The sequence below is a fragment of the Sphingomonas sp. HF-S4 genome (assembly GCF_032911445.1).
GTDB classification, from domain to species: Bacteria; Pseudomonadota; Alphaproteobacteria; order Sphingomonadales; family Sphingomonadaceae; genus Sphingomonas; species Sphingomonas agrestis.
The window spans coordinates 2,461,702-2,485,456 of record NZ_JAWJEJ010000001.1; the positions used below are offsets into that span (position 1 = coordinate 2,461,702).

Annotated in this window: 28 protein-coding genes and 2 tRNA genes; 12 read left to right on the forward strand and 18 right to left on the reverse strand. The window is 67.0% G+C overall.

The features are described 5' to 3' along the window. Position 1: 1 nt before the first annotated feature. From RZN05_RS11060 to pgsA, 3 genes are read right to left on the reverse strand one after another with little or no spacing between them, the layout of a single operon-like run. A complete protein-coding gene (locus RZN05_RS11060) occupies positions 2-466 on the reverse strand; it encodes a molybdenum cofactor biosynthesis protein MoaE (protein WP_317226671.1) in 465 nt (154 codons plus the stop codon). Beyond that, positions 463-714, reverse strand: a complete 252-nt coding sequence (gene moaD / locus RZN05_RS11065) for a molybdopterin converting factor subunit 1 (protein ID WP_317226672.1) — start codon at positions 712-714, stop codon at positions 463-465. The genes RZN05_RS11060 and moaD overlap by 4 nt, the downstream gene beginning before the upstream one ends. Then, on the reverse strand, positions 714-1,268 hold the full coding sequence (gene pgsA, locus RZN05_RS11070; protein ID WP_317226673.1) for a CDP-diacylglycerol--glycerol-3-phosphate 3-phosphatidyltransferase: 555 nt from the start codon (positions 1,266-1,268) through the stop codon (positions 714-716). Before pgsA ends, moaD begins: the two co-directional genes overlap by 1 nt. Before the next feature lie 154 nt (positions 1,269-1,422). Here pgsA and RZN05_RS11075 point away from each other — a divergent pair, with 154 nt between their 5' ends. Then, positions 1,423-2,715 carry an MFS transporter gene (locus RZN05_RS11075; RefSeq protein WP_317226674.1) on the forward strand — a complete coding sequence of 431 codons (1,293 nt, stop codon included), beginning with the start codon at positions 1,423-1,425 and terminating at the stop codon, positions 2,713-2,715. 10 nt (positions 2,716-2,725) lie between these two features. On the opposite strand, the gene RZN05_RS11080 is transcribed toward RZN05_RS11075, so the two are convergent. The 5 genes from RZN05_RS11080 to RZN05_RS11100 all read right to left on the reverse strand — a co-directional run bounded on the left by RZN05_RS11080 (position 2,726) and on the right by RZN05_RS11100 (position 6,237). Further along, positions 2,726-2,893, reverse strand: a complete 168-nt coding sequence (locus RZN05_RS11080; RefSeq protein WP_317226675.1) for a hypothetical protein — start codon at positions 2,891-2,893, stop codon at positions 2,726-2,728. A 106-nt stretch (positions 2,894-2,999) separates the two neighbouring features. Then, positions 3,000-4,004 carry a LacI family DNA-binding transcriptional regulator gene (locus tag RZN05_RS11085; RefSeq protein ID WP_317226676.1) on the reverse strand — a complete coding sequence of 335 codons (1,005 nt, stop codon included), beginning with the start codon at positions 4,002-4,004 and terminating at the stop codon, positions 3,000-3,002. 99 nt (positions 4,005-4,103) lie between these two features. After that, complete coding sequence (locus tag RZN05_RS11090) at positions 4,104-4,436, reverse strand: DUF3325 domain-containing protein (protein WP_317226677.1); 333 nt, start codon at positions 4,434-4,436, stop codon at positions 4,104-4,106. Then, complete coding sequence (locus RZN05_RS11095; RefSeq protein ID WP_317226678.1) at positions 4,433-5,920, reverse strand: PepSY-associated TM helix domain-containing protein; 1,488 nt, start codon at positions 5,918-5,920, stop codon at positions 4,433-4,435. Before RZN05_RS11095 ends, RZN05_RS11090 begins: the two co-directional genes overlap by 4 nt. Beyond that, positions 5,917-6,237: a ketohydroxyglutarate aldolase gene (locus RZN05_RS11100; RefSeq protein ID WP_317226679.1), complete on the reverse strand. Its 321-nt coding sequence runs from the start codon at positions 6,235-6,237 to the stop codon at positions 5,917-5,919. Before RZN05_RS11100 ends, RZN05_RS11095 begins: the two co-directional genes overlap by 4 nt. Positions 6,238-6,591: 354 nt before the next feature. Here RZN05_RS11100 and RZN05_RS11105 point away from each other — a divergent pair, with 354 nt between their 5' ends. Next, positions 6,592-7,086, forward strand: a complete 495-nt coding sequence (locus RZN05_RS11105; protein ID WP_317226680.1) for a MucR family transcriptional regulator — start codon at positions 6,592-6,594, stop codon at positions 7,084-7,086. 42 nt (positions 7,087-7,128) lie between these two features. Here the strand turns inward: RZN05_RS11105 and RZN05_RS11110 are convergent, their stop codons facing one another. The 3 genes from RZN05_RS11110 to RZN05_RS11120 all read right to left on the reverse strand — a co-directional run bounded on the left by RZN05_RS11110 (position 7,129) and on the right by RZN05_RS11120 (position 8,077). Beyond that, complete coding sequence (locus tag RZN05_RS11110) at positions 7,129-7,452, reverse strand: hypothetical protein (RefSeq protein WP_317226681.1); 324 nt, start codon at positions 7,450-7,452, stop codon at positions 7,129-7,131. Positions 7,453-7,592: 140 nt separating this feature from the next. After that, positions 7,593-7,668 (reverse strand) — tRNA-Ala (locus RZN05_RS11115). Positions 7,669-7,756: 88 nt separating this feature from the next. Then, positions 7,757-8,077: a TIGR02300 family protein gene (locus RZN05_RS11120; protein ID WP_317226682.1), complete on the reverse strand. Its 321-nt coding sequence runs from the start codon at positions 8,075-8,077 to the stop codon at positions 7,757-7,759. 101 nt (positions 8,078-8,178) lie between these two features. Here RZN05_RS11120 and aroA point away from each other — a divergent pair, with 101 nt between their 5' ends. Both aroA and RZN05_RS11130 read left to right on the forward strand, forming a co-directional pair. Further along, entirely contained in the window at positions 8,179-9,504 is a 1,326-nt protein-coding gene (gene aroA, locus RZN05_RS11125; protein ID WP_317226683.1) for a 3-phosphoshikimate 1-carboxyvinyltransferase, read from the forward strand. Between the two features lie 9 nt (positions 9,505-9,513). Further along, the gene (locus RZN05_RS11130) at positions 9,514-10,140 is read left to right on the forward strand and encodes a (d)CMP kinase (RefSeq protein WP_317227608.1); all 627 of its coding nucleotides are present in this window, start codon (positions 9,514-9,516) and stop codon (positions 10,138-10,140) included. 33 nt (positions 10,141-10,173) lie between these two features. Here RZN05_RS11130 and RZN05_RS11135 read toward each other — a convergent pair whose 3' ends face one another. Beyond that, the gene (locus RZN05_RS11135; RefSeq protein ID WP_317226684.1) at positions 10,174-10,455 is read right to left on the reverse strand and encodes a hypothetical protein; all 282 of its coding nucleotides are present in this window, start codon (positions 10,453-10,455) and stop codon (positions 10,174-10,176) included. Between the two features lie 313 nt (positions 10,456-10,768). On the opposite strand from RZN05_RS11135, the gene rpsA reads away from it, so the two are divergent. The 3 genes from rpsA (at position 10,769) to RZN05_RS11150 (ending at position 13,097) form a co-directional block, all read left to right on the forward strand. Continuing rightward, positions 10,769-12,481, forward strand: coding sequence for a 30S ribosomal protein S1 (gene rpsA / locus RZN05_RS11140; RefSeq protein WP_317226685.1), 1,713 nt, complete (start codon positions 10,769-10,771; stop codon positions 12,479-12,481). Between the two features lie 173 nt (positions 12,482-12,654). After that, a complete protein-coding gene (locus tag RZN05_RS11145; RefSeq protein WP_317226686.1) occupies positions 12,655-12,933 on the forward strand; it encodes an HU family DNA-binding protein in 279 nt (92 codons plus the stop codon). Between the two features lie 77 nt (positions 12,934-13,010). Further along, positions 13,011-13,097: transfer RNA gene (locus RZN05_RS11150), tRNA-Leu, on the forward strand. A 4-nt stretch (positions 13,098-13,101) separates the two neighbouring features. Here the strand turns inward: RZN05_RS11150 and RZN05_RS11155 are convergent. Continuing rightward, positions 13,102-13,335, reverse strand: a complete 234-nt coding sequence (locus RZN05_RS11155) for a hypothetical protein (RefSeq protein ID WP_317226687.1) — start codon at positions 13,333-13,335, stop codon at positions 13,102-13,104. Between the two features lie 164 nt (positions 13,336-13,499). Between RZN05_RS11155 and RZN05_RS11160 the strand changes: the two genes are divergently transcribed. Both RZN05_RS11160 and RZN05_RS11165 read left to right on the forward strand, forming a co-directional pair. After that, complete coding sequence (locus RZN05_RS11160; RefSeq protein ID WP_317226688.1) at positions 13,500-14,963, forward strand: ABC transporter substrate-binding protein; 1,464 nt, start codon at positions 13,500-13,502, stop codon at positions 14,961-14,963. Positions 14,964-14,986: 23 nt separating this feature from the next. Next, the gene (locus tag RZN05_RS11165) at positions 14,987-15,400 is read left to right on the forward strand and encodes a DUF4112 domain-containing protein (protein ID WP_317227609.1); all 414 of its coding nucleotides are present in this window, start codon (positions 14,987-14,989) and stop codon (positions 15,398-15,400) included. Positions 15,401-15,724: 324 nt separating this feature from the next. Here the strand turns inward: RZN05_RS11165 and nadC are convergent, their stop codons facing one another. Then, positions 15,725-16,570, reverse strand: coding sequence for a carboxylating nicotinate-nucleotide diphosphorylase (nadC, locus tag RZN05_RS11170; RefSeq protein ID WP_317226689.1), 846 nt, complete (start codon positions 16,568-16,570; stop codon positions 15,725-15,727). A 108-nt stretch (positions 16,571-16,678) separates the two neighbouring features. Between nadC and dinB the strand changes: the two genes are divergently transcribed. From dinB to RZN05_RS11185, 3 genes are all read left to right on the forward strand, one after another. Beyond that, a complete protein-coding gene (gene dinB, locus RZN05_RS11175; protein WP_317226690.1) occupies positions 16,679-17,764 on the forward strand; it encodes a DNA polymerase IV in 1,086 nt (361 codons plus the stop codon). A gap of 78 nt (positions 17,765-17,842) precedes the next feature. Beyond that, positions 17,843-19,561 (forward strand): GH39 family glycosyl hydrolase, encoded by a 1,719-nt coding sequence (locus tag RZN05_RS11180; RefSeq protein WP_317226691.1) that lies wholly within the window; start codon positions 17,843-17,845, stop codon positions 19,559-19,561. A 177-nt stretch (positions 19,562-19,738) separates the two neighbouring features. After that, the gene (locus RZN05_RS11185; RefSeq protein WP_317226692.1) at positions 19,739-20,083 is read left to right on the forward strand and encodes a hypothetical protein; all 345 of its coding nucleotides are present in this window, start codon (positions 19,739-19,741) and stop codon (positions 20,081-20,083) included. 13 nt (positions 20,084-20,096) lie between these two features. Here the strand turns inward: RZN05_RS11185 and nadA are convergent, their stop codons facing one another. From nadA to RZN05_RS11205, 4 genes are read right to left on the reverse strand one after another with little or no spacing between them, the layout of a single operon-like run. Next, on the reverse strand, positions 20,097-21,125 hold the full coding sequence (gene nadA / locus RZN05_RS11190; RefSeq protein ID WP_317226693.1) for a quinolinate synthase NadA: 1,029 nt from the start codon (positions 21,123-21,125) through the stop codon (positions 20,097-20,099). Between the two features lie 46 nt (positions 21,126-21,171). Beyond that, positions 21,172-21,963 carry a hypothetical protein gene (locus tag RZN05_RS11195; protein ID WP_317226694.1) on the reverse strand — a complete coding sequence of 264 codons (792 nt, stop codon included), beginning with the start codon at positions 21,961-21,963 and terminating at the stop codon, positions 21,172-21,174. A 56-nt stretch (positions 21,964-22,019) separates the two neighbouring features. After that, complete coding sequence (locus RZN05_RS11200) at positions 22,020-22,703, reverse strand: DUF4230 domain-containing protein (RefSeq protein WP_317226695.1); 684 nt, start codon at positions 22,701-22,703, stop codon at positions 22,020-22,022. Further along, complete coding sequence (locus tag RZN05_RS11205) at positions 22,700-23,557, reverse strand: MBL fold metallo-hydrolase (RefSeq protein ID WP_317226696.1); 858 nt, start codon at positions 23,555-23,557, stop codon at positions 22,700-22,702. The genes RZN05_RS11200 and RZN05_RS11205 overlap by 4 nt, the downstream gene beginning before the upstream one ends. Positions 23,558-23,755 lie beyond the last annotated feature (198 nt).

Below are 23,755 nucleotides of genomic sequence, written 5' to 3' on the forward strand. Positions count from 1 at the left end.
GTCAGTCTGAGAAAGGCTGGTTTTCTGCCTCGTTCCACCGCCCCGAAGCCTCTACGTCTCCCGCGCGCGCCTCCACCCAGCGTGCATCCTCTCCGGTCTGCTCGCGCTTCCAGAACGGCGCATCGGTCTTGAGCCGGTCGATCAGATAGGCGCAGGCGTCGAGCGCCTCGCGGCGGTGGTGCGCGGCGGTGCCGATGAAGACGATGCGCTCGCCGGGGAGCATCACCCCGACGCGGTGGACCATCGTCACGCCGAGCAGCGACCAGCGCTCGGTCGCCGCCTCGGCGATCGCGATCAGCGCCTGCTCGGTCATGCCGGGATAATGTTCGAGTTCGAGCGCCGTCACGCCATCGTCGCCGCGCACCACCCCGGTGAAGGTGGCGATCCCGCCCGCGCCGCGCTCCTCGAGCGCGGCGACTTCGACCGCCAGCTCGATCGGCGCGGGATCGACCGAGACGCGGATCATCCGCCGGTCACCGGGGGGAAGATCGCCACTTCGCGCGCGGACCCAAGCGGCGCATCGAGCGCGACGAACTTCTGGTCGATCGCCGCGCGCAGCCGCGCCGGCTCGGCCATCGCCTCGGCATGGCCGGGGCTGAGCGTCGCCAGCCAGTCGATGAGATCGGCGACATTGACCACCGCCTCGGGCGGGTCGCGCTGCTCCTGGCCTGTCCCGATGCGTTCGCGCACCCAGGCGAAGTAGAGCAGGTCCATCAGGTGTCCATGTGCTTGAGGCCGACGCGGAGATAATCCCAGCCGGTGATCGCAGTCAGCACCGCCGCGCCCCACAAGGTCGCCAGCCCGACCAGCGCGACCCAGGGATATTGCGGCACCGCCTGCCCCAGGATCAGCGCGCCGAAGGCGACGAGCTGGAGCGTCGTCTTCCACTTGGCGAGTTGCGACACGGGTACCGAGACCTGGAGCTGCGCCAGAAACTCGCGCAGGCCCGAGACGGTGATCTCGCGGAGCAGGATGATCAGCGCCGCGATCAGGTGATAGTCCGCGACCACCCCCTTGCCGACCAGCATCAGGATCACCGCAGCGATCATGATCTTGTCGGCGATCGGATCGAGGAACACGCCGAGCTTCGAGACGGTGCCCTGCGCGCGCGCCAGATAGCCGTCGAAATAATCGGTAATGCCCATCAGACAGTAGATCGCGAAGGCGATGGCGTATCCGGTGCGCCATTCGGGCCACCACAGGAACGCCGCGAGCAGCGGCACCGTGACGATCCGCGACAGTGTCAGGATGTTGGGCAACGTCAGCATCGCCGCTCCCCTAGCACCGCTCGTGCGGAGACCGAAACCATCTTCGTCATGCAGGTGGGACGCACATGGCGGTTGATACGTTCCGTGCCCCTCGGCTATGCGGGCCCGTCGTTTGGCGGAGGATTGCCTCCGCGCTTCAAGGACATGGTACGATATGATCGGTGCGCTCGGGTTGATGAAGGAGCGCCGCTTCCTGCCATTGTTCGTCACGCAGTTTCTCGGCGCGTTCAACGACAACCTCTTCAAGAACGCGATGATCTTCTTCGCGACCTACCAGATCTACAATTCGGTCGAGGCGGAGACGCAGTTCAGCGCCGTCGCCACCGGGCTGTTCATCCTTCCCTTCTTCCTGTTCTCCGCGCTCGCCGGCCAGATCGCCGACAGCTACGACAAGGCGAAGATCATGCGGATCATCAAGGCAGCCGAGGTGCTGATCATGCTGGTCGGCGCACTGGGCATCTTCGTGAAGAGCCTGCCGCTGATGCTGGTCGCCCTGGTCGGGATGGGCATTCACTCGACCTTCTTCGGCCCGATCAAATATGCCGTGCTGCCGCAGCACCTCGACGAGGACGAAGTGCTCGGCGGCACCGGCATGGTCGAGGCGGGCACCTATATCGCGATCCTCTGCGGCACGATCGCGGGCGGGCTGATCAGCCCCACCGTCGCGGCATTCGCGGTAGTCGGAGTCGCGCTGACCGGCTGGTTCGCGTCGCTGCGAATTCCCCCGGCGCCGCCGCTGGTGAAGCTCAAGCTCGACTACAACATCTTCCGCGCCTCCGCCCGGCTGATCGGCGCGACGATGCACATCCCGCGGCTCTATCTCGCGATCGTGTCGATCAGCGTGTTCTGGACGATCGCGGCGATCCTGGGCGTGCTGTTCCCGCCGCTGGTCAAGAACGTGTTCCATGCCCAGAAGGACGTGGCGAGCGTGTTCCTGGCGATCTTCTCGGTGGGCATCGCGATCGGATCGGTGATCATCAACCGGATGCTCAAGGGCCACGTCTCGGCCAAATACGCCCCTGCCTCGGTGCTGGCGATGTCGGTGTTCGTGGTCGATTTCTTCTTCGCTGCGACCTTCTTCCCGGCGGGCGACGGTGCGCTTCTCAAGACCGCCGACTTCCTCGCGCTGCCCCAGGCATGGCGCGTGCTGGTCGATCTGGGGATGATCGCGATCACCGGCGGGATGTTCGTCGTGCCGCTCTATGCGTTCCTGACCACGACGGTGGACAAGTCGCAGACGTCGCGCACGGTGGCGGCGAACAACATCGTCAATTCGGGCGCAATGGTCGCCGGATCGGTGGGCATCCTCGGCTTTACCCACATCCCGGGCGTGGAAGTGGTCCACGCGATCTGGATCGTCTTCCTGCTGTGCCTCGCCTCGGCCTATTGCGCATGGCGGCTCTACAAGGCCGAGGACGTGCCCCACGGGATCGATCCGATCCCCTAACGCGCGTCGCTCACACGATGAAGGTATAGAAGCAGACGAAGAACGCGCTGAAGCTCATCACGAGGAGCTTCCAGTCGCTGTCGTCGGCCGCCTTGCGCTCGATCGCCACGACGCGGCGCATCTGCGACCGGAACGGATGGCGGCGGGCATGGCCCTCGGCGACGAGACGAGTCTGCATGCGCCGAAGTTAACGACTTGTTTACTTTTTGCGCCAGCGAAGAAGAGGGTTAACGCACGTCTCCGTGCGGGACAGATTTCGCGTGGAACCGAACCGTACGCGCTGGTTAACGCGGCGCCGGGCCGGTGGTCGATCGCACCATCAGCTTGTGCTCGAGCGTCACCCGCGGCTCGGCCTCGGGCGATAGCATGAGGTCGGCCGCGGCATAAGCGAGCTCGCGCACCGGCTGGCGCATCGTCGTGAGCGGCGGCCACACGGCTCGCGCCAGGTCCGAATCGTCGAAACCCGCGATCGAGAGTTCCCCCGGGATGTCGATTTCCGCCTCGTGCGCCGCCGCGATCACGCCCGCGGCCATGTCGTCATTGCCGGCGAAGATCGCAGTGGGGCGTGGATTGCGGTCCAGCAGCTTGCGCGCCGCCTCGCTGCCCGAGGCGAAGCTGTTCTCGCCGGCTGCCACGAGCCCCTCGTCGAAAGCGATGCCATGCGCCTCCAGCGCCTCGCGATAGCCCTGTAGCCGCTCCCACGTGGAAACGTGGCTCTCAAGCCCGCGGATGAAGCCGATCTCGCGGTGACCCAGCCCGATCAGATGCTCGGTGACTTCGCGTGCGGCTGCCACGTCGTCGATCGCCGCGGCCATGCCGCTAGCCTTGCGCGCGCCCGGCGCGATCCGGACATACGGGAGCCCGCGCCGGTCGAGCTCGTCGAGCAAGGCCGGCATCTCGGTCACCGGCGGCGACAGGATCACCCCGTCGAGATGCGCCTCGTCGATCAGCGCCATCACGTTCGACACGAGGTCGGGCGCCTGGCTGTCGACCGGCTGGAGCAGCAGCCGATAGCCGAGTTCGGTGCAGCGCTGCTGCGCGCCCAATTGGACGTGATAGACATAATAGGGACTGGGATTGTCGTAGAGCAGCGCGACCTGGAACGAGCGCCGCCCGGCGAGCGTGCGCGCGGCATGGCTGGGACGGAAGTTCAGCCGCGCGACGACTTCCTCGACGCGGCGGCGCGTCTCTTCGCTGACATGCTTCTCGTTGTTGAGCACGCGGCTGACGGTCTTGAACGACACGCCCGCAATCTTCGAGACTTCCTTGATCGTCGGACGGCTGGACATCGTGGAACCCCCAAGGCCGTCCCGCGAATGCGGCGGCCCTCGGGAAGGGCATATTTGACAGCGCTGCCACCGCGCAAGTCAAACTATATGCGACAGCCGTCAGGCGGAGACGCCGAGTCCCGCCAGCCCCACCACCACCAGGCCGAGCGCGAGTACCACGCTTGCCCGCGCCGCCTGCGGGGCGAAGGTGAGCCCGAGCAGCACGACCCCGCCGGTGAGCGGCGCCAATCCGAACCAGGCGACCAGCGCGCGCGGCCAATCCGGGGTCAGCAGCGAGGCGACGAGCGACAGCGCGACCATCGTCCAGCCGACGGCCGGCAGGCGCGGGGCAAGCGCGTGCTTGCTCCACCCGCCGAGCAAAGCCGCCGCGTGCCGCGACATGCTCGCGGCGATCGCGAACAGTCCGAGATAAAGGAGCCCCGCCGCGATCATGCCGCCGCCCTCGCTCGGCGCACCGGCGTCGCGCGTCGCGGGAGCAACTGCCGCCCGACCAGCGCGGCGAACGCGGCCGCGGTGACGAGCAGCATCAGGTTGCCCAGGATGAGGACGGTGCCGCCCAGCGGCACGGACAGCGCCGCTACCAGGCAGCCCGCGCCCGTCAGTCCGAACAGCAACGGCCAGGCCAGCCGGGGCGGCAGCACCGCACCGGCGACCAGCGCCGCCGCCGCGGTCCACAAGGCGATCGAGACTTCGGCCTCGGCGCGGCCGGCAATGCCGAGCGGCAGCACGCGATTGGCCAGCAGGAAGGCCACGCAGCCGAGCGGGACCCCAGCGATCACGCCGACGTTCAGCCGCTCGAGAATACGGTTGGCGAGGGACAGCGGCGCGCGCTCGCGGCGCTTGACGATCCACAGCACCAGCCCCGAGGCGATCGTCAGCGTCAGCATCGCGCCGCCCAGGAAATAGAGCCAGCGCGTCAGCGCCGGTGCGAACCGGCCCATATGGAGGCCGTAGACAGTGTTGTAGGTCTGGATCGCCGGCCGGTTCTCGGTCCATTCGGCGAGCATCCGCCCGGTCGCGCCGTCGAAGCTCACTTCGGCAGGCATATAGCCGACCACGCTCGCATCGGCGCGGAACACGCTCACCACCGCGCCCGAATCGCCGGGATTGAGCACATAGACCCGCCCGATCGGCGCGCCGCCGAAGCGCCGCTGCGCCTCGTGCAGCATCGGCGCCAGCGGGGCGAGCGGTGCCTTGGTGCCGGTGGGGGCGCGCTGCGCCACGCCCGGGGCAATCTCGGCATACATCGCCGCGACATTCTCGCCATAGGCCGCGTCGACACCCCAGGGCAGGCTGACCGAGGCAAGCGTGATCAGCCCGGTAAAGGTGATCATCAGGTGGAAGGGCAGCGCCAGCACGCCGAGCGCATTGTGTCCGTCTAGCCACGAGCGCTGGCCCTTGCCGGTGCGGAAGGTGAAGTAATCCCTGAAGATCCGCCGGTGCGCGATGATCCCGGTGATCAGCGCAGTCAGCATCACCGCGGCGGCGAGCGAAGCGAGCATCCGCCCCCAGGGATAGGGAAGCTCGAGCTCGAAATGGAGGCGGTAGAAGAATTCGCCGCCCATCGTCTCGCGCGCGACCGATGCACCGCTGACCGGATCGAGCGCACGGTACAGGAACGTGCCGCCGCTGTCGTACGCCGCCTCGATCGTATTGGTCCGGTCGTCGGGCGCGGTCAGATACCAGCCGGTGGTGTCCTTGGTATTGGCGGCCAGCCAACGGCCCGCGGTGGCGAGCGCCTCGACGGGATCGGCCTTGGCGGTCGCTTCGGGACGCATCCACTGGCCGATCTCGGGCTTGAACACACTGAGCGTGCCGGCGAGGCACATCACGAACAACACCCAGCCGAGCAGCAGCCCCGTCCAGCCGTGCAGCCACGCCATGACCTGCCGCACGCCGTCGCGAACCGCGCTCATGCCGGCGGCCCCGCCACCCAGAACACGCCATAGAGCAGCAGCGACAGCGCGACGACGCCCGCCAACGCCCGCCACGGCCCAGCGGCCAGGAAGGCCCAGATCGGCACCACGGGCGCGAGGAGAAAGGCGAGCAGGGTCGATAGCGACACCGCCTCGACGCGCGGCATCGGCAGCGTCCGCGCCAATGCCGCCGCGAGCAGCGCAGCGACCGCATAGGTGCCAAGGCACGCCGTCACCGCGCGTATCGCGATGTTCGCGCGATAGCGCCAGCCCTGGCGTTGCGACTTCGAATCGCTCGCCGCGCGCGGAACCGGCATTGTCGTCATTGCTCCCCCACGGATCGCCGCGGCAATAAGTGGGCGCTTATTGCTAGTCAATTGCATTAGCATAATTAAACAAACATATGTTGGATTTATATGCGCATGAGTGCCGACCAAGCCGCTGTCAGATCAGCACGATCACATACCCGGCCTGTTGCCGGCGGTGCACCGATCCTTCCCGCCCGATATCGCATTGGTTCAGTCATCTCTAATCCAATGCAAATACTTCCGACCATCTCGGGATGTTTAATTCGTGAAGAACGCCAACTTGCTTCTCGACAACTTCGCAACATCGCCTATGGGAAGCATTCGGCACCAAAGAATGCCGTCCCAAAAGGAAAAGGAGTCGCCATGGCCGATCAAGACAGCCTCAATGCAGTCGAGCTTGCCACCGAGCTGACGATTGCTTGGCTCAGCAATCAGAACAACCGCGTCGCCGCCGAGGATGTACCGGCATTCCTGCGCACCATGCACACCACCGTAACTGAGCTGGGCACTGGCAGCACGGTCAACAGCGAAGGCGATGACGCTGCGCCGGCGCAGGAATTTGCGCCCGCGGTTTCGGTCCGCAAGTCGCTGGCTTCGAAGGATCACATCCTTTCGATGATCGACGGCAAGCCGTATCGCACGCTGCGCCGCCATCTCTCGACGCACGGCCTGACGCCCGAGGATTATCGCCGCCGCTACAACCTCAAGGCCGATTATCCGATGGTCGCCGAGAGCTATTCGGAGCAGCGCCGCGCGATGGCCAAGAAGATCGGCCTCGGCGCCAAGGGCCGCGCCGCGCGTTCGCAGACCGCGCCTGCCGCCGCACCGGCAGCGCGGGGCCGCGGCAAGTCCGCCTGAGGGTATAGGGGGCCGCGCGGCGAGGCTGCGCGGCCCTGATTGTCATGCGTAGGGCGGGCGATCCTGGCGCGCGCGCCGGATCCGCAGTCCGATGAACAGCACGGTCGGCCAGAACACCGTATTGAGCACGTCGCTCAGCGTATCGGGCATCACGCTGCCATGGACGAAATAGTCCATCACCTCATTGGCCAGTTCGGCGAGATAGACCGCGAGTAGCGGCCACGGCGTCGCCAGCGACCGTCCACTCACCACACGTGCCAACAGCAGCACCGCCATCCCGGCATGGATGTGAAGGACGGTGTCGGGCGCGCCGGTTCCGTCGCCGATCCATAGGATGAGACGGCCATAGAGTTCTGCGGGATTCATCGCGCGGGCCTATCCGAGTGCGCCGCCGTCGGCCATGCCCAATGCCGCACCACCCTGGTTAAGGATACTGATCCGTCTGGAATCTGGCCCGCCCGCCGGGGTGGACGATCACGTTGCGTACTACGCTAACGCGGGGGGAATGGTGGAGCCGAGGGGGATCGAACCCCTGACCTCTGCAATGCCATTGCAGCGCTCTCCCAGCTGAGCTACGGCCCCAAACCCCGGGAAGACGGGCCCTTTAGAAGGGCTCCGCGGGCTTGGCAAGGACGCTTTTTCACATAGCGCCCCTGCCCGCCGATTTTTCTTACTGCTCGTCCTCGTCGCTCGCCGTCTCGACCCCGAGATCGTCGTCGCCGCCGAGATCGACGTCGTCGTCGGGCGACGGCTCTTCGTCCTCGGCGATGTCCAGATCTTCGTCACCGAGATCGGAATCGGCCGCCTCCGGCTTGTCGGCATTGGCCTTGACTGCCTCGAACGGCAGCGGCTGCTTCGACTTGAGGATCGGCTCCGGATCCCAGGAGAAGGCGCAGCTGATGCAGGTGACCGGCTCGTCCTTGGTCAGATCGTAAAAGCGGGTCCCGCACTTCGGGCACGCGCGCTTGGTGCCCCATTCCGGCTTCACCATGTGTTGCCTCTTGCCTTTCAAAGATATCGTGATTTCGGGTGTGACCCGGAAAGTGGTGGGCGCCTTGCCATGACGCAAGGCGGCTGTCAAAGCCGCGCGCGATGTCGCACCCAAAGCCCCGCCCCCTCACCCTCTCCGCCCGCGGTCCCTTGCGCGGCACGCTCACCGTTCCGGGGGACAAATCGATCAGCCATCGTTCGCTGATGTTCTCGGCCCTGGCGGTGGGCGAAAGCCGGATCGAGGGGCTGCTCGAAGGAGAGGATGTGCTCGCCACCGCCGCCGCGATGCGCGCGATGGGCGCGACGATCGAGCGCGGCGATGACGGCGTGTGGCGCGTACACGGCGTCGGGGTGGGCGGGCTGCTTCAACCCGAAGCGGCGCTCGACATGGGCAATTCGGGCACTTCGACCCGGCTGCTGATGGGGCTGGTCGCGAGCCATCCGATCACTGCGACGTTCACCGGCGACGCATCGCTATCCAGCCGGCCGATGGGCCGGGTGATCGAGCCGCTGTCGAAGATGGGCGCCGAGATCACTGCCAGCCCCGGCGGCCGGCTCCCCTTGATGGTGCGCGGGATCAATCCCGCGGTGCCGATCGAATACACGCTTCCGGTCGCCTCGGCGCAGGTCAAATCGGCGGTGCTGCTTGCCGGGCTCAACACGCCGGGGATCACCCGGGTGATCGAGCCGGTGCCGACCCGCGATCATAGCGAGCGGATGCTGCGCGGCTTCGGCGCCGAACTGACCGTCGAGGAGGGGCCGAGTGGCAAGATCATCTCGATCACTGGCGAGGCCGAGCTCAAGCCGCAGCATCTGATCGTCCCCGGCGACCCCTCCTCGGCCGGGTTCTGGATGGTCGCCGCGTCGATCGTCCCGGGTTCCGAGATCGTGATCCGCAACGTCTGCATGAACCCGACGCGCACCGGGCTGATCGCCGCGCTCAAGCTGATGGGAGCCGACATCACCAAAGAAGGCGCACGCGAGGTTGGCGGCGAGGATGTCGCCGACCTGCGCGTGCGTCATGCCCCGCTCAGGGCGATCGAAGTCCCACCCGACCTCGCGCCTAGCATGATCGACGAATATCCGATCCTGTTCGTCGCCGCGGCATTCGCACAGGGCCGCACCGTCGCGCGCGGCGCGCACGAGCTGCGCGTCAAGGAATCGGACCGCATCGCGACGATGCGCACCGCGCTCGAGGCCGCGGGCGTGGCAACCGAGGAATATGAGGACGGCCTCGCGATCCAGGGCTCGGGCGGCGCCTTGCTTCCCGGCAACGCGCAGGTCGCCTCCAGGCTCGACCACCGCATCGCGATGAGCATGGCGATCGCAGCGCTCGGCGCGCAGGGGCCGATCACGATCGACGACGTCGCCCCGGTCGCGACCAGCTATCCCGATTTCTTCCAGACCCTTGAGGCGCTTGGACAGTAAGTGACTGACATGATTATCGCCGTCGATGGACCTGCGGCCTCGGGCAAGGGCACGATCGCCCGCGCGCTCGCGCGGCATTACGGGCTGCCGCACCTCGACACCGGGCTGCTCTACCGCGCCGTCGCCGCAACGGTGCTGCGCGAAGGGCTCGACCCGGCGGTCGAGGCCGACGCAGTCGCTGCCTGCGGCTTCCCCGACGCGCTGCTCGACGACCCCTCGTTGCGCACCGACGAGGTCGGCAAGGCCGCCTCGGTGGTCTCGGCGCACCCGCTGGTCCGCGCCGCGCTGCTCCAGCGCCAGCGCAGGTTCGCGCAGCAGCCCGGCGGCGCGGTGCTCGATGGCCGCGACATCGGCACGGTGATCGCGCCCGACGCGCAGGTGAAGCTGTTCGTCAAGGCAACGCCGACGATCCGCGCGCAGCGCCGCCATCTCGAGCTGCGCAAACAGGGCGCCAATGTCAGCCTCGACAAGGTGCTCGCCGACATCCGCGCCCGCGACGAGCGCGATTCGCAGCGCAGCACCGCGCCGATGCGCCAGGCCGAGGATGCCGCAGTGCTCGACACCAGCTTCCTGTCGATCGACGCCGCGATCCAGCGCGCGGTCGCGCTGGTCGAGGAACGCAGCCACGACGGCTAGCGCCTCTTCACCCGCGCAATGGCAGGCCGGCGCCTAGTTCTTCGGTGGAAGCGGTACTTCGCCGCCGATACCCGGCTCGATATGGCCGCGCAGGATCGTGAACATGCCTTCGGTGCCAAAGAGCTGATGGAGGATATGCAGCCCCTGCGCGAGGTCGCCGCCGAACTGGAACGAAAAGCGATTGAAGTTGCAGTTCACCATCGTCACGGGCCCGCCCGAATATTGGAGGACGATGTCCTGGAAGGTGCAGTTGGTGAAGCTGTCGCCGTCCAGCGCGAGCGTACCGGCTTCGAAAACGTGATTCTCGTGGTGCATGGGTCTTTCCGCTTTGCCTGGCAGCTGCCCTTGCACGCCACGCCGTTGCTCCGCAATGGCGCGGCGCCCCACCTTGCCTCCAGGCCGCGGTTCGGGTAAGGGCCGCGCGTCCTGCGAGCGATGCTCGCGGAGGTATGGCGCATCGAGACGAGTCCCGCGCGCCGTTTTCACACGCAATGGCGTCTGGTCCTCCGCTTGTTCCTGCCCGCTGGATGCCGCGACCGGCATTCGGCTGCCGCGGCAATTTCGGCCTCCAAGACCGCTGGATTCAACCAGCCGGCCGGAAAAAACGTGAACTAGGAACTGAACCTCTATGGCCACTACGGCAAACCCCAGCCGCGACGATTTCGCGGCGCTCCTCGAGCAGACTCTCGGCGGCGCAGAAAGCTTTGAAGGCCGCGTCGTCATCGGCACCGTCACCGGCATCGAGAACGATCTCGCCGTGATCGACGTGGGCCTCAAGTCCGAAGGCCGCGTGCCGCTGCGCGAATTCGCAGCGCCGGGCCAGAAGGCCGAGCTCAAGGTCGGCGACGAAGTGCAGGTCTATGTCGACCGCGTCGAGAACGCCAACGGCGAAGCGATGCTCAGCCGCGACCGCGCCCGCCGCGAAGCCGCCTGGGACAATCTCGAAACCGAATTCGCCAAGACCGCGCGCGTCGAGGGCGTCATCTTCGGCCGCGTCAAGGGCGGCTTCACTGTCGACCTTTCGGGCGCAGTGGCCTTCCTCCCCGGCTCGCAGGTCGACATCCGCCCGGTGCGCGATGTCACCCCGCTGATGGACATCCCCCAGCCGTTCCAGATCCTCAAGATGGACCGCAAGCGCGGCAACATCGTGGTGTCGCGTCGCGCGGTGCTCGAGGAAACCCGCGCCGAGCAGCGCTCGGGCCTGATCCAGTCGCTGGCCGAGGGCCAGGTGATCGACGGCGTCGTCAAGAACATCACCGATTACGGTGCGTTCGTGGATCTCGGCGGCATCGACGGCCTGCTCCACGTCACCGACCTCAGCTACAAGCGCGTCAACCATCCGAGCGAAGTGCTCAACATCGGTGACACGGTGAAGGTGCAGATCATCCGCATCAACCGCGACACCCAGCGCATCAGCCTCGGCATGAAGCAGCTCGAGAGCGATCCGTGGGATGGCGCCGCGGCCAAGTATCCGGTCGGCGCGAAGCTTTCGGGCCGCGTCACGAACATCACCGAATATGGTGCGTTCGTCGAGCTCGAGGCCGGCATCGAAGGCCTGGTCCACGTCTCGGAGATGAGCTGGACCAAGAAGAACGTCCATCCGGGCAAGATCGTCTCGACCTCGCAGGAAGTCGAAGTCGTGGTGCTTGAGGTCGATGCCGAGAAGCGTCGCATCTCGCTGGGCCTCAAGCAGGCGCAGAACAACCCGTGGGAGGCCTTCGCGGCTGCCCATCCGGTCGGCACCGAAGTCGAAGGCGAAGTCAAGAACGCCACCGAGTTCGGCCTGTTCATCGGCCTCGACAACGACGTCGACGGCATGGTCCACATGTCGGACATCGCCTGGGGCATCTCGGGCGAGGACGCGCTCAACCTGCATCGCAAGGGCGAGACCGTTAAGGCGATCGTGCTCGCGATCGAGCCCGACAAGGAGCGCATCAGCCTCGGCATGAAGCAGCTCGAGCGCGGCGGCCCGTCGGCAGCGGTTGCTGCAGGCGGCGGCGACAAGCTCAACAAGAACGCCATCGTCACCGTCTCGGTGCTCGAAGTCCGCGACGCGGGCCTCGAAGTCCAGGTCGGCGAAGACGGCGCGACCGGCTTCATCAAGCGCACCGATCTCGGCCGCGACCGCGACGAGCAGCGTCCGGAGCGTTTCCAGGTCGGCCAGAAGTTCGATGCGATGGTCACCGGCTTCGATCGTTCGAAGAAGCCGACCTTCTCGGTCAAGGCGATGCAGATCGCCGAAGAGAAGCAGGCGGTTCAGCAGTACGGCTCGTCCGATTCGGGCGCGTCGCTGGGCGACATCCTCGGCGAAGCCCTCAAGGCCCGCAACGAGAAGAACTGATGAGGTTCGGGGGGGCGGTTTCGGCCGCCTCCCCCTTCCTTGACGTAAATTAATCCCGCAAACTGTTCATCTTCGCCTTGATGCAGGTTGCATAAGGGCGCTAGAGCAAACGCCGTTGGGGATTATGCAGCGCCGGACACACCGCAGTCCGCGCCTGCCAAGGGAGGGTGCGGATGATCCGTTCTGAGCTCGTGCAACTGCTGGTGGATGACAATCCCGGTCTGTCGGCACGCGAGGTGGAAAAGATCGTCTCGGTCTTCTTCGACGAGATCGTCGGCCGCCTGACCGAGGATGGCCGTGTCGAGCTGCGCGGCTTCGGCGCCTTCTCGACCCGGGCCCGCGACGGCCGCACCGGCCGCAACCCGCGCACCGGCGAGACCGTCGACGTCGCCGCCAAGCGCGTCCCCTATTTCAAGCCCGGCAAGGAAATGCGCGTTCGCCTGAACGTCTGATCCGCTGCCGCTTGCGAACGTGGAAGAGGCCGGAACCGCTTGACGGTTCCGGCCTCTTCGCGTTTGGCGGTATTCATGCGGACGTGGCGGAACCGGTAGACGCCGGAGACTTAAAATCTTCTGCCCCTCGGGGCGTGCGGGTTCGAGTCCCGCCGTCCGCACCAATCCTTAGTTGCTGTCGGGATCGTCGTCGTCGGTGGCGATGATCACGCCGCCGGCGATGATCGCAGCCACGCCGATGATCGCGATGATCGGCGCACCTGCAATGTCCGATTCCTTTTCAGCCGTCGTCGAACCGCGGAGCGACAACTTCGACGCCGAACCCTGCGCGGCGATTGCCGGCGTCGCCACCAGCGACAAGGCGGCCAGCGCCGCCGCGCCTGTTCCCAAGATACGCTTCATACCATTACTCCTCGCCATCATTCATGGTTCGAACCCTTCGCAGTCGAGCAGGTTCCCCAAAGCCTTGTGCGGTGCGGCAGATCGACGGTTGCGCGCGCTACGGGGGTTGGCAGCGCGCGATGCGGGCCATACACCCGCCCCATCACCCACCAACGGAAGCCCTGATGCTGCGTATCTCCCTTCCCCTGCTGCTCGGCCTGGCGCTGGCGACGGGAGGATGCGGCAGCGGCGGGCAGCGCAAGGACAACACGCCGGTGGTGGTCAGCGCGGTCGGCGGCGAGGCCAAGCCGGCCGATCCCAGCACCGCGCCGCTCGGCGCCGGCGAGCGCGTGCTGATGGGCGCGACCGCGCAGGGCCTTGTCCGCTTCGATGCCGCCGGCCAGATCGAGCCGGCGCTGGCCGAGCGCTGGATCGTCATCGACGACGGCCGCAGCTACATTTTCCGCCTGCGCGAGGCCTATTGGCCCGATGGCGAGCCGGTGTCCGCGGCGCAGGTCGTCCGCGTGCTGCGCCGCGCCGCCGCGCCGGGCAGCCGCAACGCGCTAGCCCCCTTCCTCGCGGTCATCGACGAGATCGTCGAGATGACCCCGACGGTGATCGAGGTCCGGCTCAAGCGCCCGCGACCCGACCTGCTCAAGCTGTTCGCCCAGCCTGAGCTCGCGGTGTTCCGCACCGGCAGCCTAGACGGCAGCGGGCCGTTCCTCGCCCGCCCTTTGGCGCGCGGCGTGCTGCTGCGCCCCGCGCGCGACCCGGCGCGCGGGAGCGACCCGGGCGAACCCGAGCCCGAGGAAATGGTCCAGCTGCTCGCCGAGCGCGCCGCAGTGGCGGTGGCGCGCTTCAAGGCCCGGAAATCCGACCTGGTGCTCGGCGGGAGCTTCGTCGACTGGCCGCTGCTCGCGCCTGCCGAACTGGCGCCGGCCAATATCCGCGTCGAGCAGCCGCTCGGGCTGTTCGGCCTCGTAGTCGCCAATCGCGAAGGCTTCCTCGCCGATCCCGCCAACCGCGGCGCGATCGCAATGGCGATCGACCGCATTGCGCTGGTCCAGGCAGTCCGCCCCGAATGGGCGCCGATCGAGACGCTGCTGCCCGGCCAGCTCGATTCGGCGATGCCTCCCGCCCGGCCGGGCTGGGCGACGCTGGCGCTTGACGCGCGGCGGCAATCGGCCCGCGAACGCGTCCAGGCGTGGCGCCGCGACCATCCCGAGCCGCTGCGGCTGCGGATCGCACTTCCCGCCGGCCCCGGCGCGACCCTGGTCTGGGGACACCTTGCCGAGGCGATGCTCCGGATCGGCGCGGCGCCCGAGCGCGTCGGCCCGGACGATCCCGCCGAGCTGCGCCTGATCGACGCGATCGCGCCCTATGACAGCGGGCGCTGGTTCGTGCAGACCGCGTGCGTGGTCTGCTCGGACGATGCAAAGGCGCTGGTCCTCGCGGGCCGCGAAGCCGTCGATCTGCCCTCGCGCGCGCAGCGGATCGCCGAGGCCGATGCGGTGCTGACCGCGGACGCCGCCTATATCCCGCTTGCCCAGCCGCTGCGCTGGTCGCTGGTCGCGTTACGGCTGGGGGCGTGGCAGGGGAACGCGCGCGGCTGGCACCCGTTGAACCATCTGCGCGACGCGAAGGAGTGATGAAGGTGGCGAGGCCGGAACGCATGGCTACGGGCTGGAGCGCGGCGGCGAAGGACTTGCCGCTGAGCAAGGATCCCGCACATATCCGCCGTCGGATCGAGGCGATGGAGAAGCTGCTCGAGCGCAGCTTCACGATTCCCGGCACGCGCTTTCCCGTGGGGCTCGACGTCGTGCTCGACCTCGTGCCCGGGATCGGCACCACCATCGCCGCGGCGATGGGCGCCTATATGGCGTGGGAAGCGCGCAACCTCGGCATGTCCAAGACCCAGGTGGCGCGGATGGCGGGCAATATCGGGTTCGACTGGATGCTGGGGATGATCCCCTGGGTCGGCGCGATCCCGGACCTGTTCTTCCGATCGAACACGCGGAACCTGCGCATCATCCGGAAGCACCTCGACAAGCATCATCCGGCAAGCGTGACGGTCGAGCACCCCTAGGTTGAGGACTCCAGCAAGCGACTGACAAAGTACGTCATCCCGGCCTCGAGCCGGGATCCCGCTTCTTCTGTGGAGCAAGGCAGCGGGCCCTCGGCGCAAGGCCGGGGGGACGAAGAAATATGAGCCCTTACCGTAAGCTTGCAATGTAGGATTTCGTCTGATGTGCTGCCCGCAGGCGGTGCTCGCCGCGCCCGTCCCCGGCTCTTTGAACGCGTGAACCTGCCCCCTCCAACAGCGCAATTATAGTACGGCTTCGCGCAACTTCTGGAATGAATAAATGCGCAAAGTGCGAAGTTAAGCCCGCCGGATCCAATACGCCGCGGCTCAGGCGGCAGTGAAATCAAGCCCGATATCGGCCGCCGGTGCCGATTGGGTGAGTCGTCCGACGCTCACATAGGTCACGCCAGTAGCGGCAATCGCGCCGATCGTGTCGAGGCGAACGCCGCCCGAGGCCTCGGTCGGCACCCTGCCCGCGACCAGCGCGACGGCCTCGCGCAGCGTCTCCGGGGCCATATTGTCGAGCAGCAGGTGGGTCGCGCCGGCGTCGAGCGCGGGGGCGATCTGGTCGATCCGGTCGACCTCGACGATGATGCTGGCGATCCCTGCGGCGACGGCGCGGCGCACCGCCTCGCCGATCGAGCCGGCGACACCGACATGATTGTCCTTGATCATCGCCGCGTCCCACAGCCCCATGCGATGGTTCCGCGCGCCGCCCATGCGCGTGGCGTATTTCTCAAGCACGCGCAGGCCGGGGATGGTTTTCCGCGTGTCGAGCAAAGTGGCGCCGGTGCCGGCGATCGCATCGACATAGGACCGCGTCAGCGTCGCGATCCCTGAGAGGTGCTGGACGGTGTTGAGCGCCGAACGCTCGGCAGTGAGCATCGCGCGCGCCTTGCCGCGCAGGCGGAGCAGGTCGGTGTCTGGCGCAACCGCGTCGCCATCCTCGACCAGCCGCTCGATTGCCACGTCGGGATCGAGCGCGCGGAAGAACGCTTCGGCGATCGGCAGCCCGGCAACGGTGATCGCGTCGCGGCTGTCCATCACGCCTTCGAAAATCGCGTCGGCGGGGATCACCGCGGCGGAGGTGATGTCGCCGGCATCGCCGAGATCCTCGGCGAGCGTGGCGCGGACGAAGGCGGCGAGGTCGAAGCGGTCGAGGGTGAAGGGCATGGGGTGGCTCTACAGCCGACAGAGGCGGGACGGAAGCCGCCCCACCCCCTTCGTGCTGGACGGGGATAGGCTGTTCCCCTATTGTTCGAACGACGCTAAACCGCCCAGGTGCCCTCGGTCCGCAAGATCATCCATATCGACATGGACGCCTTCTATGCGTCGGTCGAGCAGCGCGACGCGCCCGAGCTGCGCGGCAGGCCCGTCGCGGTGGGTCATGGCGCGGCGCGCGGCGTGGTCGCCGCGGCAAGCTACGAGGCGCGGACCTTCGGCGTGCGATCGGCGCTGCCCTCGGTGACCGCGTTGCGGCGCTGCCCCGAGCTCGTCTTCGTGCCGCCGCGCTTCGAGGTCTACAAGGCGGTGTCGAGGCAGATCCACGCGATCTTCGCCGACTATACCGAGCTGATCCAGCCGCTGTCGCTCGACGAGGCCTATCTCGACGTCACCGCCGATCGCCAGGGACTCGGCACGGCCTGGGCGACCGCCAAGGCGATCCGTGCGCGCATCCTGGAGGAGACCGGGCTGACCGCGTCGGCGGGCATTTCGTACAACAAGTTCCTCGCCAAGCTCGCCTCGGACCATCGCAAGCCCAACGGCCAGTTCGCCGTGACGCCCGAAATGGGCGCGGCCTGGGTCGAGACGCTGCCGGTCAAGCGCTTCCACGGGGTGGGGCCGGTGACCGCAGCCAAGATGGCGCGGCTCGGGATCGAGACCGGCGCCGACCTGCGCGCCAAGCCGCTCGACTTCCTGCGCCAGCATTTCGGCAGTTCGGCGGAATGGTATCACGCGATCGCGCGCGGCGAGGACGACCGCCCGGTCAATCCGTCGCGCGAACGCAAGTCTTCCGGATCGGAAACCACGTTCGACCGCGACCTGACCGAACCCGCCGAAATCGAGGCGGGCGTGCTGCGCATGGCCGACGACGTCTGGAGCTGGTGCGACAAGGCGCAGGCGTTCGGCCGGACGGTGACGGTGAAGGTCAAGTTCGCCGACTTCAAGCAGATCACCCGCAGCAAGAGTTTTCCGAGCGCGGTGCGCACGCAGGAGGCCCTACGCGCGGCGAGCCGCGAACTGATCGCGCTGGTGCTGCCCCCCGAAAAGGGTATCCGCCTGGTGGGCGTCACGGTTTCGAACTTCGAGCCAGGGACCGAGCATGGCGAGGCGCTGCCGCTGTTCGGCCCCGGCGAGGCCGCGTGACGCACAGCCGCCTATCGCGCGCCGCTCAAGCATGCCACGATCGTCGCATCGCAGTGGATTCGAAGGGGATACAGGCCAATGCGCAGAAGTTTTTCCGGTGCGTCGCGGTGGGCGGCGGTCTCCACCTGTTGCGCGCTCCTGTCGCTTGCCCAGCCCGCCGGCGCGCAACCCGCCGAGCCGAGCGTCGCCGTCACGATCGACGTGGATGCATCCAGGCCGCAGGGCGAGCTCAAGCCGGTGTGGCGCTTCTTCGGCACCGACGAGCCGAATTACGCGACGATGAAGGACGGTCGCGAACTTCTGGCGCATCTGGGGGAGCTCAAGCCCAAGGCGGTCTATTTCCGCGCCCACCAGCTGATGAACACCGGCGACGGCACGCCGGCGTTCAAATGGGGCAGCACCAACCTCTACACCGAGGACAAGGACGGCAACCCGGTCTATGACTGGACGATCGTCGATCACATGATCGACACCTATCTGGCGCGTGGCGTGCGGCCGTATCTCCAGCTCGGCTTCATGCCCGAGGCCTTGTCTTCGGCGCCAGCGGGCACGCCCTATCAGCACAGCTGGCGCCCAGGCTTCGCGTACAACCTGATCGAGGGGGCGTGGAACTATCCGCCCAAGGACTACAGGAAATGGGCCGAGCTGATCTATCAATGGACCCGGCATAACGTCGAGAAATATGGCAAGGCCGAAGTCGAGAGCTGGTATTTCGAAGTGTGGAACGAGCCCGACGGGCCTTCGTATTGGAAGGGCACGCCGGAGGAATTCAACAAGCTCCACGACTATGCGATCGACGCGGTGCGCCGCGCATTGCCGACGGCGCGGGTCGGCGGGCCCGACGCGGCAAGCGGCGGCGGCAAGTTCATGGACCAGTTCGTCGCCCATGTCGCGCGCGGCACCAACCATGTCACGGGACAGAAGGGCACGCCAACCGACTTCCTCGCCTTCCACGCCAAGGGCCAGCCGAGCTTCGTCGATGGCCATGTCCGGATGGGCATTGCGACGCATATCAAGCGCGTCGACACCGCCTTCGGCAAGATCGCCGCGGTACCCGAGCTCGCGACCAAGCCGATCGTGATCGGCGAGAGCGATCCGGAAGGCTGCGCCGCCTGCCCCGGACCGGCGAACGGCTATCGCAACGGCACGATGTATTCGAGCTACACCGCGGCGAGCTTCGCGCGGATCTGGGCGCTGGCCGACAAGCACAAGGTCAATCTGGAAGGCGTGCTGACCTGGGCGTTCACCTTCGAGGACCAGCCCTATTTCGCGGGCTATCGCCAGCTTGCCAGCAATGGCCTCGACTTGCCGGTACTCAACGTCTTCCGGATGTTCGCCAAGCTGGGCGAGACTCGCATCGCCGCGACCAGCAGCGCGCAATTGCCGCTGGAAGCGATCATCGCCGAGGGCGTCCGCGGGACACCCGACGTGGGCACGATCGCCACCACGACGCGCGACGGCAAGGTCGCGGTGCTGGTGTGGAACTACCACGACGACGACGTCGCCGGACCCGACGCGGCGATCAAGCTGAACTTGTCCGGGCTGGGCCGGGGCGGCGGGCGCAAGGTCGTCGAGTGGCGCGTCGATCGCACTCACGCCAATGCCTATGCGGCCTGGCAGGCGATGGGCTCGCCGCAATCCCCTGACGAAAAGCAATACCGGCAGCTCGAAAAGGCGTCGCAGCTTCTGCCCGAGCCGGCCCGCGATCTTGCCGTTCGGTCCGGTCGGGCAAGCCTCGACGTGGTCGTGCCGCGCCAAGGGGTGACGTTGCTGCTCTTCGAGCGCGCGGGTCGGTAGCTGCCTGTCCGGGAGACATTGGGGCGGATCTGGAACCCCATGCGTCCAGCCGGGTCGGCTGCGCGGCTAACGGAGCGCCGTGGGTGCTATTTCCGGATAGGTCCGGGTCCCAAGCGGTTAATCTCATCGGATGATGGGAACACGCGCGATGCCGTACCCACCAAGAGAGGGTCCGATATGAAGCAGCTGATTGCCATGGGCGCTGCCGCCACTGCCTTTCTGCTATGGAGCGAGCCGGCGCTGGCGCAATATGCACCCGTGGATCCCATCCCGCTCGGCCATACCGCCACCAGCGTAATGGGAAACAAGCTATCCGGCGACATCGCCAATCGGCGGACGCGATCGCGATCGGTTTCGAGCCGTTGCCTCGCCGATTCGGGACCCGGCCCCGAGCGGCGCGCAATGGAAGCCGAATATGCCCGGCGGTCGCGAACCGCGGGCAAGGCGAGCGCCGATGCCTGGCGCGCGCAACGCGGGCGGGAATATCGCGCCCGGCTGATCGCGCAAGGCAAGTGCAAATAGCGTCAGGCGATCGTCAGTCGCCCTTCCTGGGATCCCCGCCAATCGCCGGCACCGGGCCGAGATCGCCCTGCCCTACGCTGGCGCTCGCCATTTCGAGCATGCGGTCGAGGCTCAGCTTGGCCTTCAATCGCATGCCTTCCTCGATCTCGATGCGTGGGTTGAGGTCGCGCAGCGCGAGGTAGAGCTTCTCCAGATTGTTCAGCGCCATGTACGGGCAGATGTTGCAGTTGCAGTTGCCGTCCGCACCCGGCGCGCCGATGAAATTCTTGCTCGGAAGCGCCTTTTCCATCTGGTGGATGATGTGCGGCTCGGTGGCGACGATCAGCGTGTCGCCGGGGAAGCTCTTGGCGAAATCGAGGATGCCGCGAGTCGAGCCTACATAGTCGGCGTGATCGAGGATGTGCGGCGGGCATTCGGGATGCGCGGCAATCGGCGCGCCGGGGTGCTGCGCCTTGAGCTTGAGCAGCTCGGTTTCCGAAAACGCCTCGTGGACGATGCACACGCCCGGCCACAGCAGCATCTCGCGCCCCAACGTGCGCGTCAGGTAGCCGCCGAGATTGCGGTCGGGACCGAAGATGATCTTCTGCTCGGGCGGGATCTGGCTGAGGATCTTCTCGGCGCTCGAGCTGGTGACGATGATGTCGCTCAGCGCTTTCACTTCGACCGAGCAGTTGATGTACGTCAGCGCAATGTGATCGGGGTGCTGCGCGCGGAACGCGGCGAACTGATCGGGTGGGCAGCTATCTTCGAGGCTGCACCCGGCATTCATGTCAGGGAGGACGACGATCTTGTCGGGCGACAGGATCTTGGCGGTCTCGGCCATGAAGCGGACGCCGCAGAAGGCGATGACGTCGGCATCGGTCTCGGCGGCCTTTCTGCTGAGATCGAGGCTGTCACCGACGAAATCGGCGAGGTCCTGAAGCTCGGGCTTCTGATAATAATGCGCGAGGATGACGGCGTTGCGCTCTTTCCGGAGCCGATCGATCTCGGCACGAAGGTCGAGGCCCGTCAGGCTTCCGCCGATGCCGTTGCGTGCGTCCATCTGTGTCTGGGCCTTCTCGTAAGCGATACGGGCCCCAAATGGCGGGCTAACGCCCCGTGATCAAGGGAGCAGCGGGCGGCGGGGGAAAGTCGAGCGGCGGGATGTCGGCGCCGGGATGGCCCGCGGTCACCCCGGCATAGAGCGCGAGGCCGAGCGCGCTGTGCGCGACCAGCGTCATCGCTGCCTGGACCGCAACGATCGTCGCGGCACCGTACCACAGCGCCGGGTGGACATGGCCGCGGCGGCGGCGGCGGTCGGCGAGGATCGCGATCGTCGGCCAGATCATCACTGCGGCGAACACACCCCATTCGGCCCAGGGAATCATCAGCGGCATCGGCAGTAGCCGCCCGAATGCCGGCCCGGTGAGCACCGCCATCGCGCAAAACAGCAGCCGGCGATGCCATTCGGTGCGCTTGCGCTGGAGGATCGCTGCGGCGACCAGCCCGCCGAAGCAGAGGATGCTGAGCGAATTCATTACGAGGAAATAGGCGGGCAGGAAGAAGAAGGGCGTGGCGCCGTTCTGGACCATCGTCACCGTGGTGTAGATGCCGATGACGATCATCGCGCTTGCCCAGCCTGCGCCGATCCAGCCGAGGCGGCGATGGAGTGCGATCGAGCCGCGGGTGACCAGCACATTCTGGACGACGTAGAGCGTCACCCAGCCGAAGAATACGAGTGCATGGAGATGGACGCGCGGCGGCGAAGCGAAACTTGACCGCCCCATCGCCAGCTGGACCGAGAAACCGGCGACGATGGTCAGCGCCATCGCGATCGCCATCGTTAGAAAGAAACGATCGTCGCGGCCATATCCCGGGCGCGGTCCCGCCAGTGTCGCCATGTGCCATCCCCTTCACATTCACGAAGGAGGAAGCTAACCCAGCTCGGCGCGCCGGGCTACCATTTGTTGGCGAGAACGTCCTCGGGCGCCCGCGTGCGGTCCCAGTCCTCGGTCGGCTGTTCGTCGGGAAAGAATACCGCGACCTTGGCGTCGAGCCCGGCGGCCTTGAGCGGCATCGCGAAGCTGCGCTCGATCGCGCGGCGGGTGGCATCCTTGGCGAGCTTGACCGGCATCGGCGCGCGCGCCTGGCGGATCAGCTCCTGCTGGCCGGACTTGCGATTGGCGGCGTCGAGTTGCTTCTCGACATCGGTGAAACGCATCAGCAGCCCGCCCGGGTTGAATTCGCGGATGCCGTCGAGATCGACGTCCGGGCCGACCACTTCGAGCGGCGGCAGCACGATCGTGAGGCGCTTGTTGGCCGCGTCCCACGACAAACTCTTCTGCTGGAGCTTGGCGAGGTCGACTTCATACCGCACCATGCCCGGCATGATCAGCGTCTTCTCGGCGGTCATGCCAAGGCGGTTCTGCTTCGAGGTGACCACCGCGACATAGCGCGCCGCGAAGGTCGACAGGCGGTTCTGCTCGCGCAGCCCCTGGAGGCTCGCCTGGGCGACGGTGACCGGATCGGGACCGCGGAACTCGCTCTTGACCGCATTGCCGAGGAACCAGAAGCCCGCGCCGATCGCGAGGACCAGCGCGGCGACCAGCGTGGCGAAGCGGAGCATGCCCCAGCGCCTCATGCCGCGAGCTTCCATGCGTCGCCCTCGGCCTGGACGAGGCCACGCGCGCGCAGGTCGAGCAAATGCGCGAGCACCGAGCGGCCGGCAGCGCCGGTGAGCCGCGGATCGAGCCCGACATACATGCGCGCGACCATCGCGGGGATTGCGCCGATCTCCTCGCGGAGCAGGCGGAGGATCTGGCCCTCGCGCTGCTTGCGGTGCCCGAGCAGCCCGCGGGCGAAGCGGCGCGGGTTCTCGATCGGATCGCCATGGGCGGGGTAATAGATGCGGTCGTCGCGCGCCATCAGCTTGTCGAGGCTGGCCATGTATGCGGCCATGTCGCCGTCGGGCGGTGCGACCACGGTGGTCGACCAGCCCATGACATGGTCGCCGGTGAACAGGGCTCTCGCCTCGGTCAGCGCGAAGGCGAGATGGTTCGAAGTGTGGCCGGGGGTGGCGAGCGCAGTGAGCGTCCAGCCGGTGCCGGCGATGCTCTCGCCATCGGCGAGGACGCGGTCGGGCGCATAGGCAGTGTCGAACGCGGCATCGGCGCGGAGGCCGGCATCGTTTAGGGTGAGCGGCGCGCAACCGATGACCGGCGCGCCCGTCGCCGCCTTGAGCGGCGCGGCGGCGGGGCTGTGGTCGCGATGGGTGTGGGTGCAGAGGATCGCGGTCACCGGGCGGCCGGCGATCGCGTCCAGCAAGGCCTGGAGATGTGCAGGATCGTCGGGACCGGGATCGATCACCGCGAGATCGCTCGTGCCGACGAGATAGGATTGCGTGCCGGTATAAGTGAAGGGCGACGGATTGGGTGCGAGGACGCGCGTGACCAGCGGATCGACCGCGAGCGCGACGCCAGTGGGAGCCTCGATCATGCAGGCGATGTGGCAGTTGGGGCGGACTTAAACAAGGCCGGCTTCCTCATACGGCCAAGCAGCCCCTCATGGTGCGCTTACTAACCCGTTCGTTTCGAGCGAAGCCGAGAAACTGCCGCGAGCGACCGGATCACGTTTCTCGACTTCGCTCGAAACGAACGGATGCACAGCAAAAACGGGGCTGGCTGCGAAGGAGTT

Coding starts and splice junctions, on each gene's coding strand:
- RZN05_RS11060 (WP_317226671.1), bottom strand. CDS start 466: ATGATCCGCGTCTCGGTCGATCCCGCGCCGATCGAGCTGGCGGTCGAA.
- moaD (WP_317226672.1), bottom strand. CDS start 714: ATGGACCTGCTCTACTTCGCCTGGGTGCGCGAACGCATCGGGACAGGC.
- pgsA (WP_317226673.1), bottom strand. CDS start 1,268: ATGCTGACGTTGCCCAACATCCTGACACTGTCGCGGATCGTCACGGTG.
- RZN05_RS11075 (WP_317226674.1), top strand. CDS start 1,423: ATGATCGGTGCGCTCGGGTTGATGAAGGAGCGCCGCTTCCTGCCATTG.
- RZN05_RS11080 (WP_317226675.1), bottom strand. CDS start 2,893: ATGCAGACTCGTCTCGTCGCCGAGGGCCATGCCCGCCGCCATCCGTTC.
- RZN05_RS11085 (WP_317226676.1), bottom strand. CDS start 4,004: ATGTCCAGCCGTCCGACGATCAAGGAAGTCTCGAAGATTGCGGGCGTG.
- RZN05_RS11090 (WP_317226677.1), bottom strand. CDS start 4,436: ATGATCGCGGCGGGGCTCCTTTATCTCGGACTGTTCGCGATCGCCGCG.
- RZN05_RS11095 (WP_317226678.1), bottom strand. CDS start 5,920: ATGAGCGCGGTTCGCGACGGCGTGCGGCAGGTCATGGCGTGGCTGCAC.
- RZN05_RS11100 (WP_317226679.1), bottom strand. CDS start 6,237: ATGCCGGTTCCGCGCGCGGCGAGCGATTCGAAGTCGCAACGCCAGGGC.
- RZN05_RS11105 (WP_317226680.1), top strand. CDS start 6,592: ATGGCCGATCAAGACAGCCTCAATGCAGTCGAGCTTGCCACCGAGCTG.
- RZN05_RS11110 (WP_317226681.1), bottom strand. CDS start 7,452: ATGAATCCCGCAGAACTCTATGGCCGTCTCATCCTATGGATCGGCGAC.
- RZN05_RS11120 (WP_317226682.1), bottom strand. CDS start 8,077: ATGGTGAAGCCGGAATGGGGCACCAAGCGCGCGTGCCCGAAGTGCGGG.
- aroA (WP_317226683.1), top strand. CDS start 8,179: ATGTCGCACCCAAAGCCCCGCCCCCTCACCCTCTCCGCCCGCGGTCCC.
- RZN05_RS11130 (WP_317227608.1), top strand. CDS start 9,514: ATGATTATCGCCGTCGATGGACCTGCGGCCTCGGGCAAGGGCACGATC.
- RZN05_RS11135 (WP_317226684.1), bottom strand. CDS start 10,455: ATGCACCACGAGAATCACGTTTTCGAAGCCGGTACGCTCGCGCTGGAC.
- rpsA (WP_317226685.1), top strand. CDS start 10,769: ATGGCCACTACGGCAAACCCCAGCCGCGACGATTTCGCGGCGCTCCTC.
- RZN05_RS11145 (WP_317226686.1), top strand. CDS start 12,655: ATGATCCGTTCTGAGCTCGTGCAACTGCTGGTGGATGACAATCCCGGT.
- RZN05_RS11155 (WP_317226687.1), bottom strand. CDS start 13,335: ATGAAGCGTATCTTGGGAACAGGCGCGGCGGCGCTGGCCGCCTTGTCG.
- RZN05_RS11160 (WP_317226688.1), top strand. CDS start 13,500: ATGCTGCGTATCTCCCTTCCCCTGCTGCTCGGCCTGGCGCTGGCGACG.
- RZN05_RS11165 (WP_317227609.1), top strand. CDS start 14,987: ATGGCTACGGGCTGGAGCGCGGCGGCGAAGGACTTGCCGCTGAGCAAG.
- nadC (WP_317226689.1), bottom strand. CDS start 16,570: ATGCCCTTCACCCTCGACCGCTTCGACCTCGCCGCCTTCGTCCGCGCC.
- RZN05_RS11180 (WP_317226691.1), top strand. CDS start 17,843: ATGCGCAGAAGTTTTTCCGGTGCGTCGCGGTGGGCGGCGGTCTCCACC.
- RZN05_RS11185 (WP_317226692.1), top strand. CDS start 19,739: ATGAAGCAGCTGATTGCCATGGGCGCTGCCGCCACTGCCTTTCTGCTA.
- nadA (WP_317226693.1), bottom strand. CDS start 21,125: ATGGACGCACGCAACGGCATCGGCGGAAGCCTGACGGGCCTCGACCTT.
- RZN05_RS11195 (WP_317226694.1), bottom strand. CDS start 21,963: ATGGCGACACTGGCGGGACCGCGCCCGGGATATGGCCGCGACGATCGT.
- RZN05_RS11200 (WP_317226695.1), bottom strand. CDS start 22,703: ATGAGGCGCTGGGGCATGCTCCGCTTCGCCACGCTGGTCGCCGCGCTG.
- RZN05_RS11205 (WP_317226696.1), bottom strand. CDS start 23,557: ATGATCGAGGCTCCCACTGGCGTCGCGCTCGCGGTCGATCCGCTGGTC.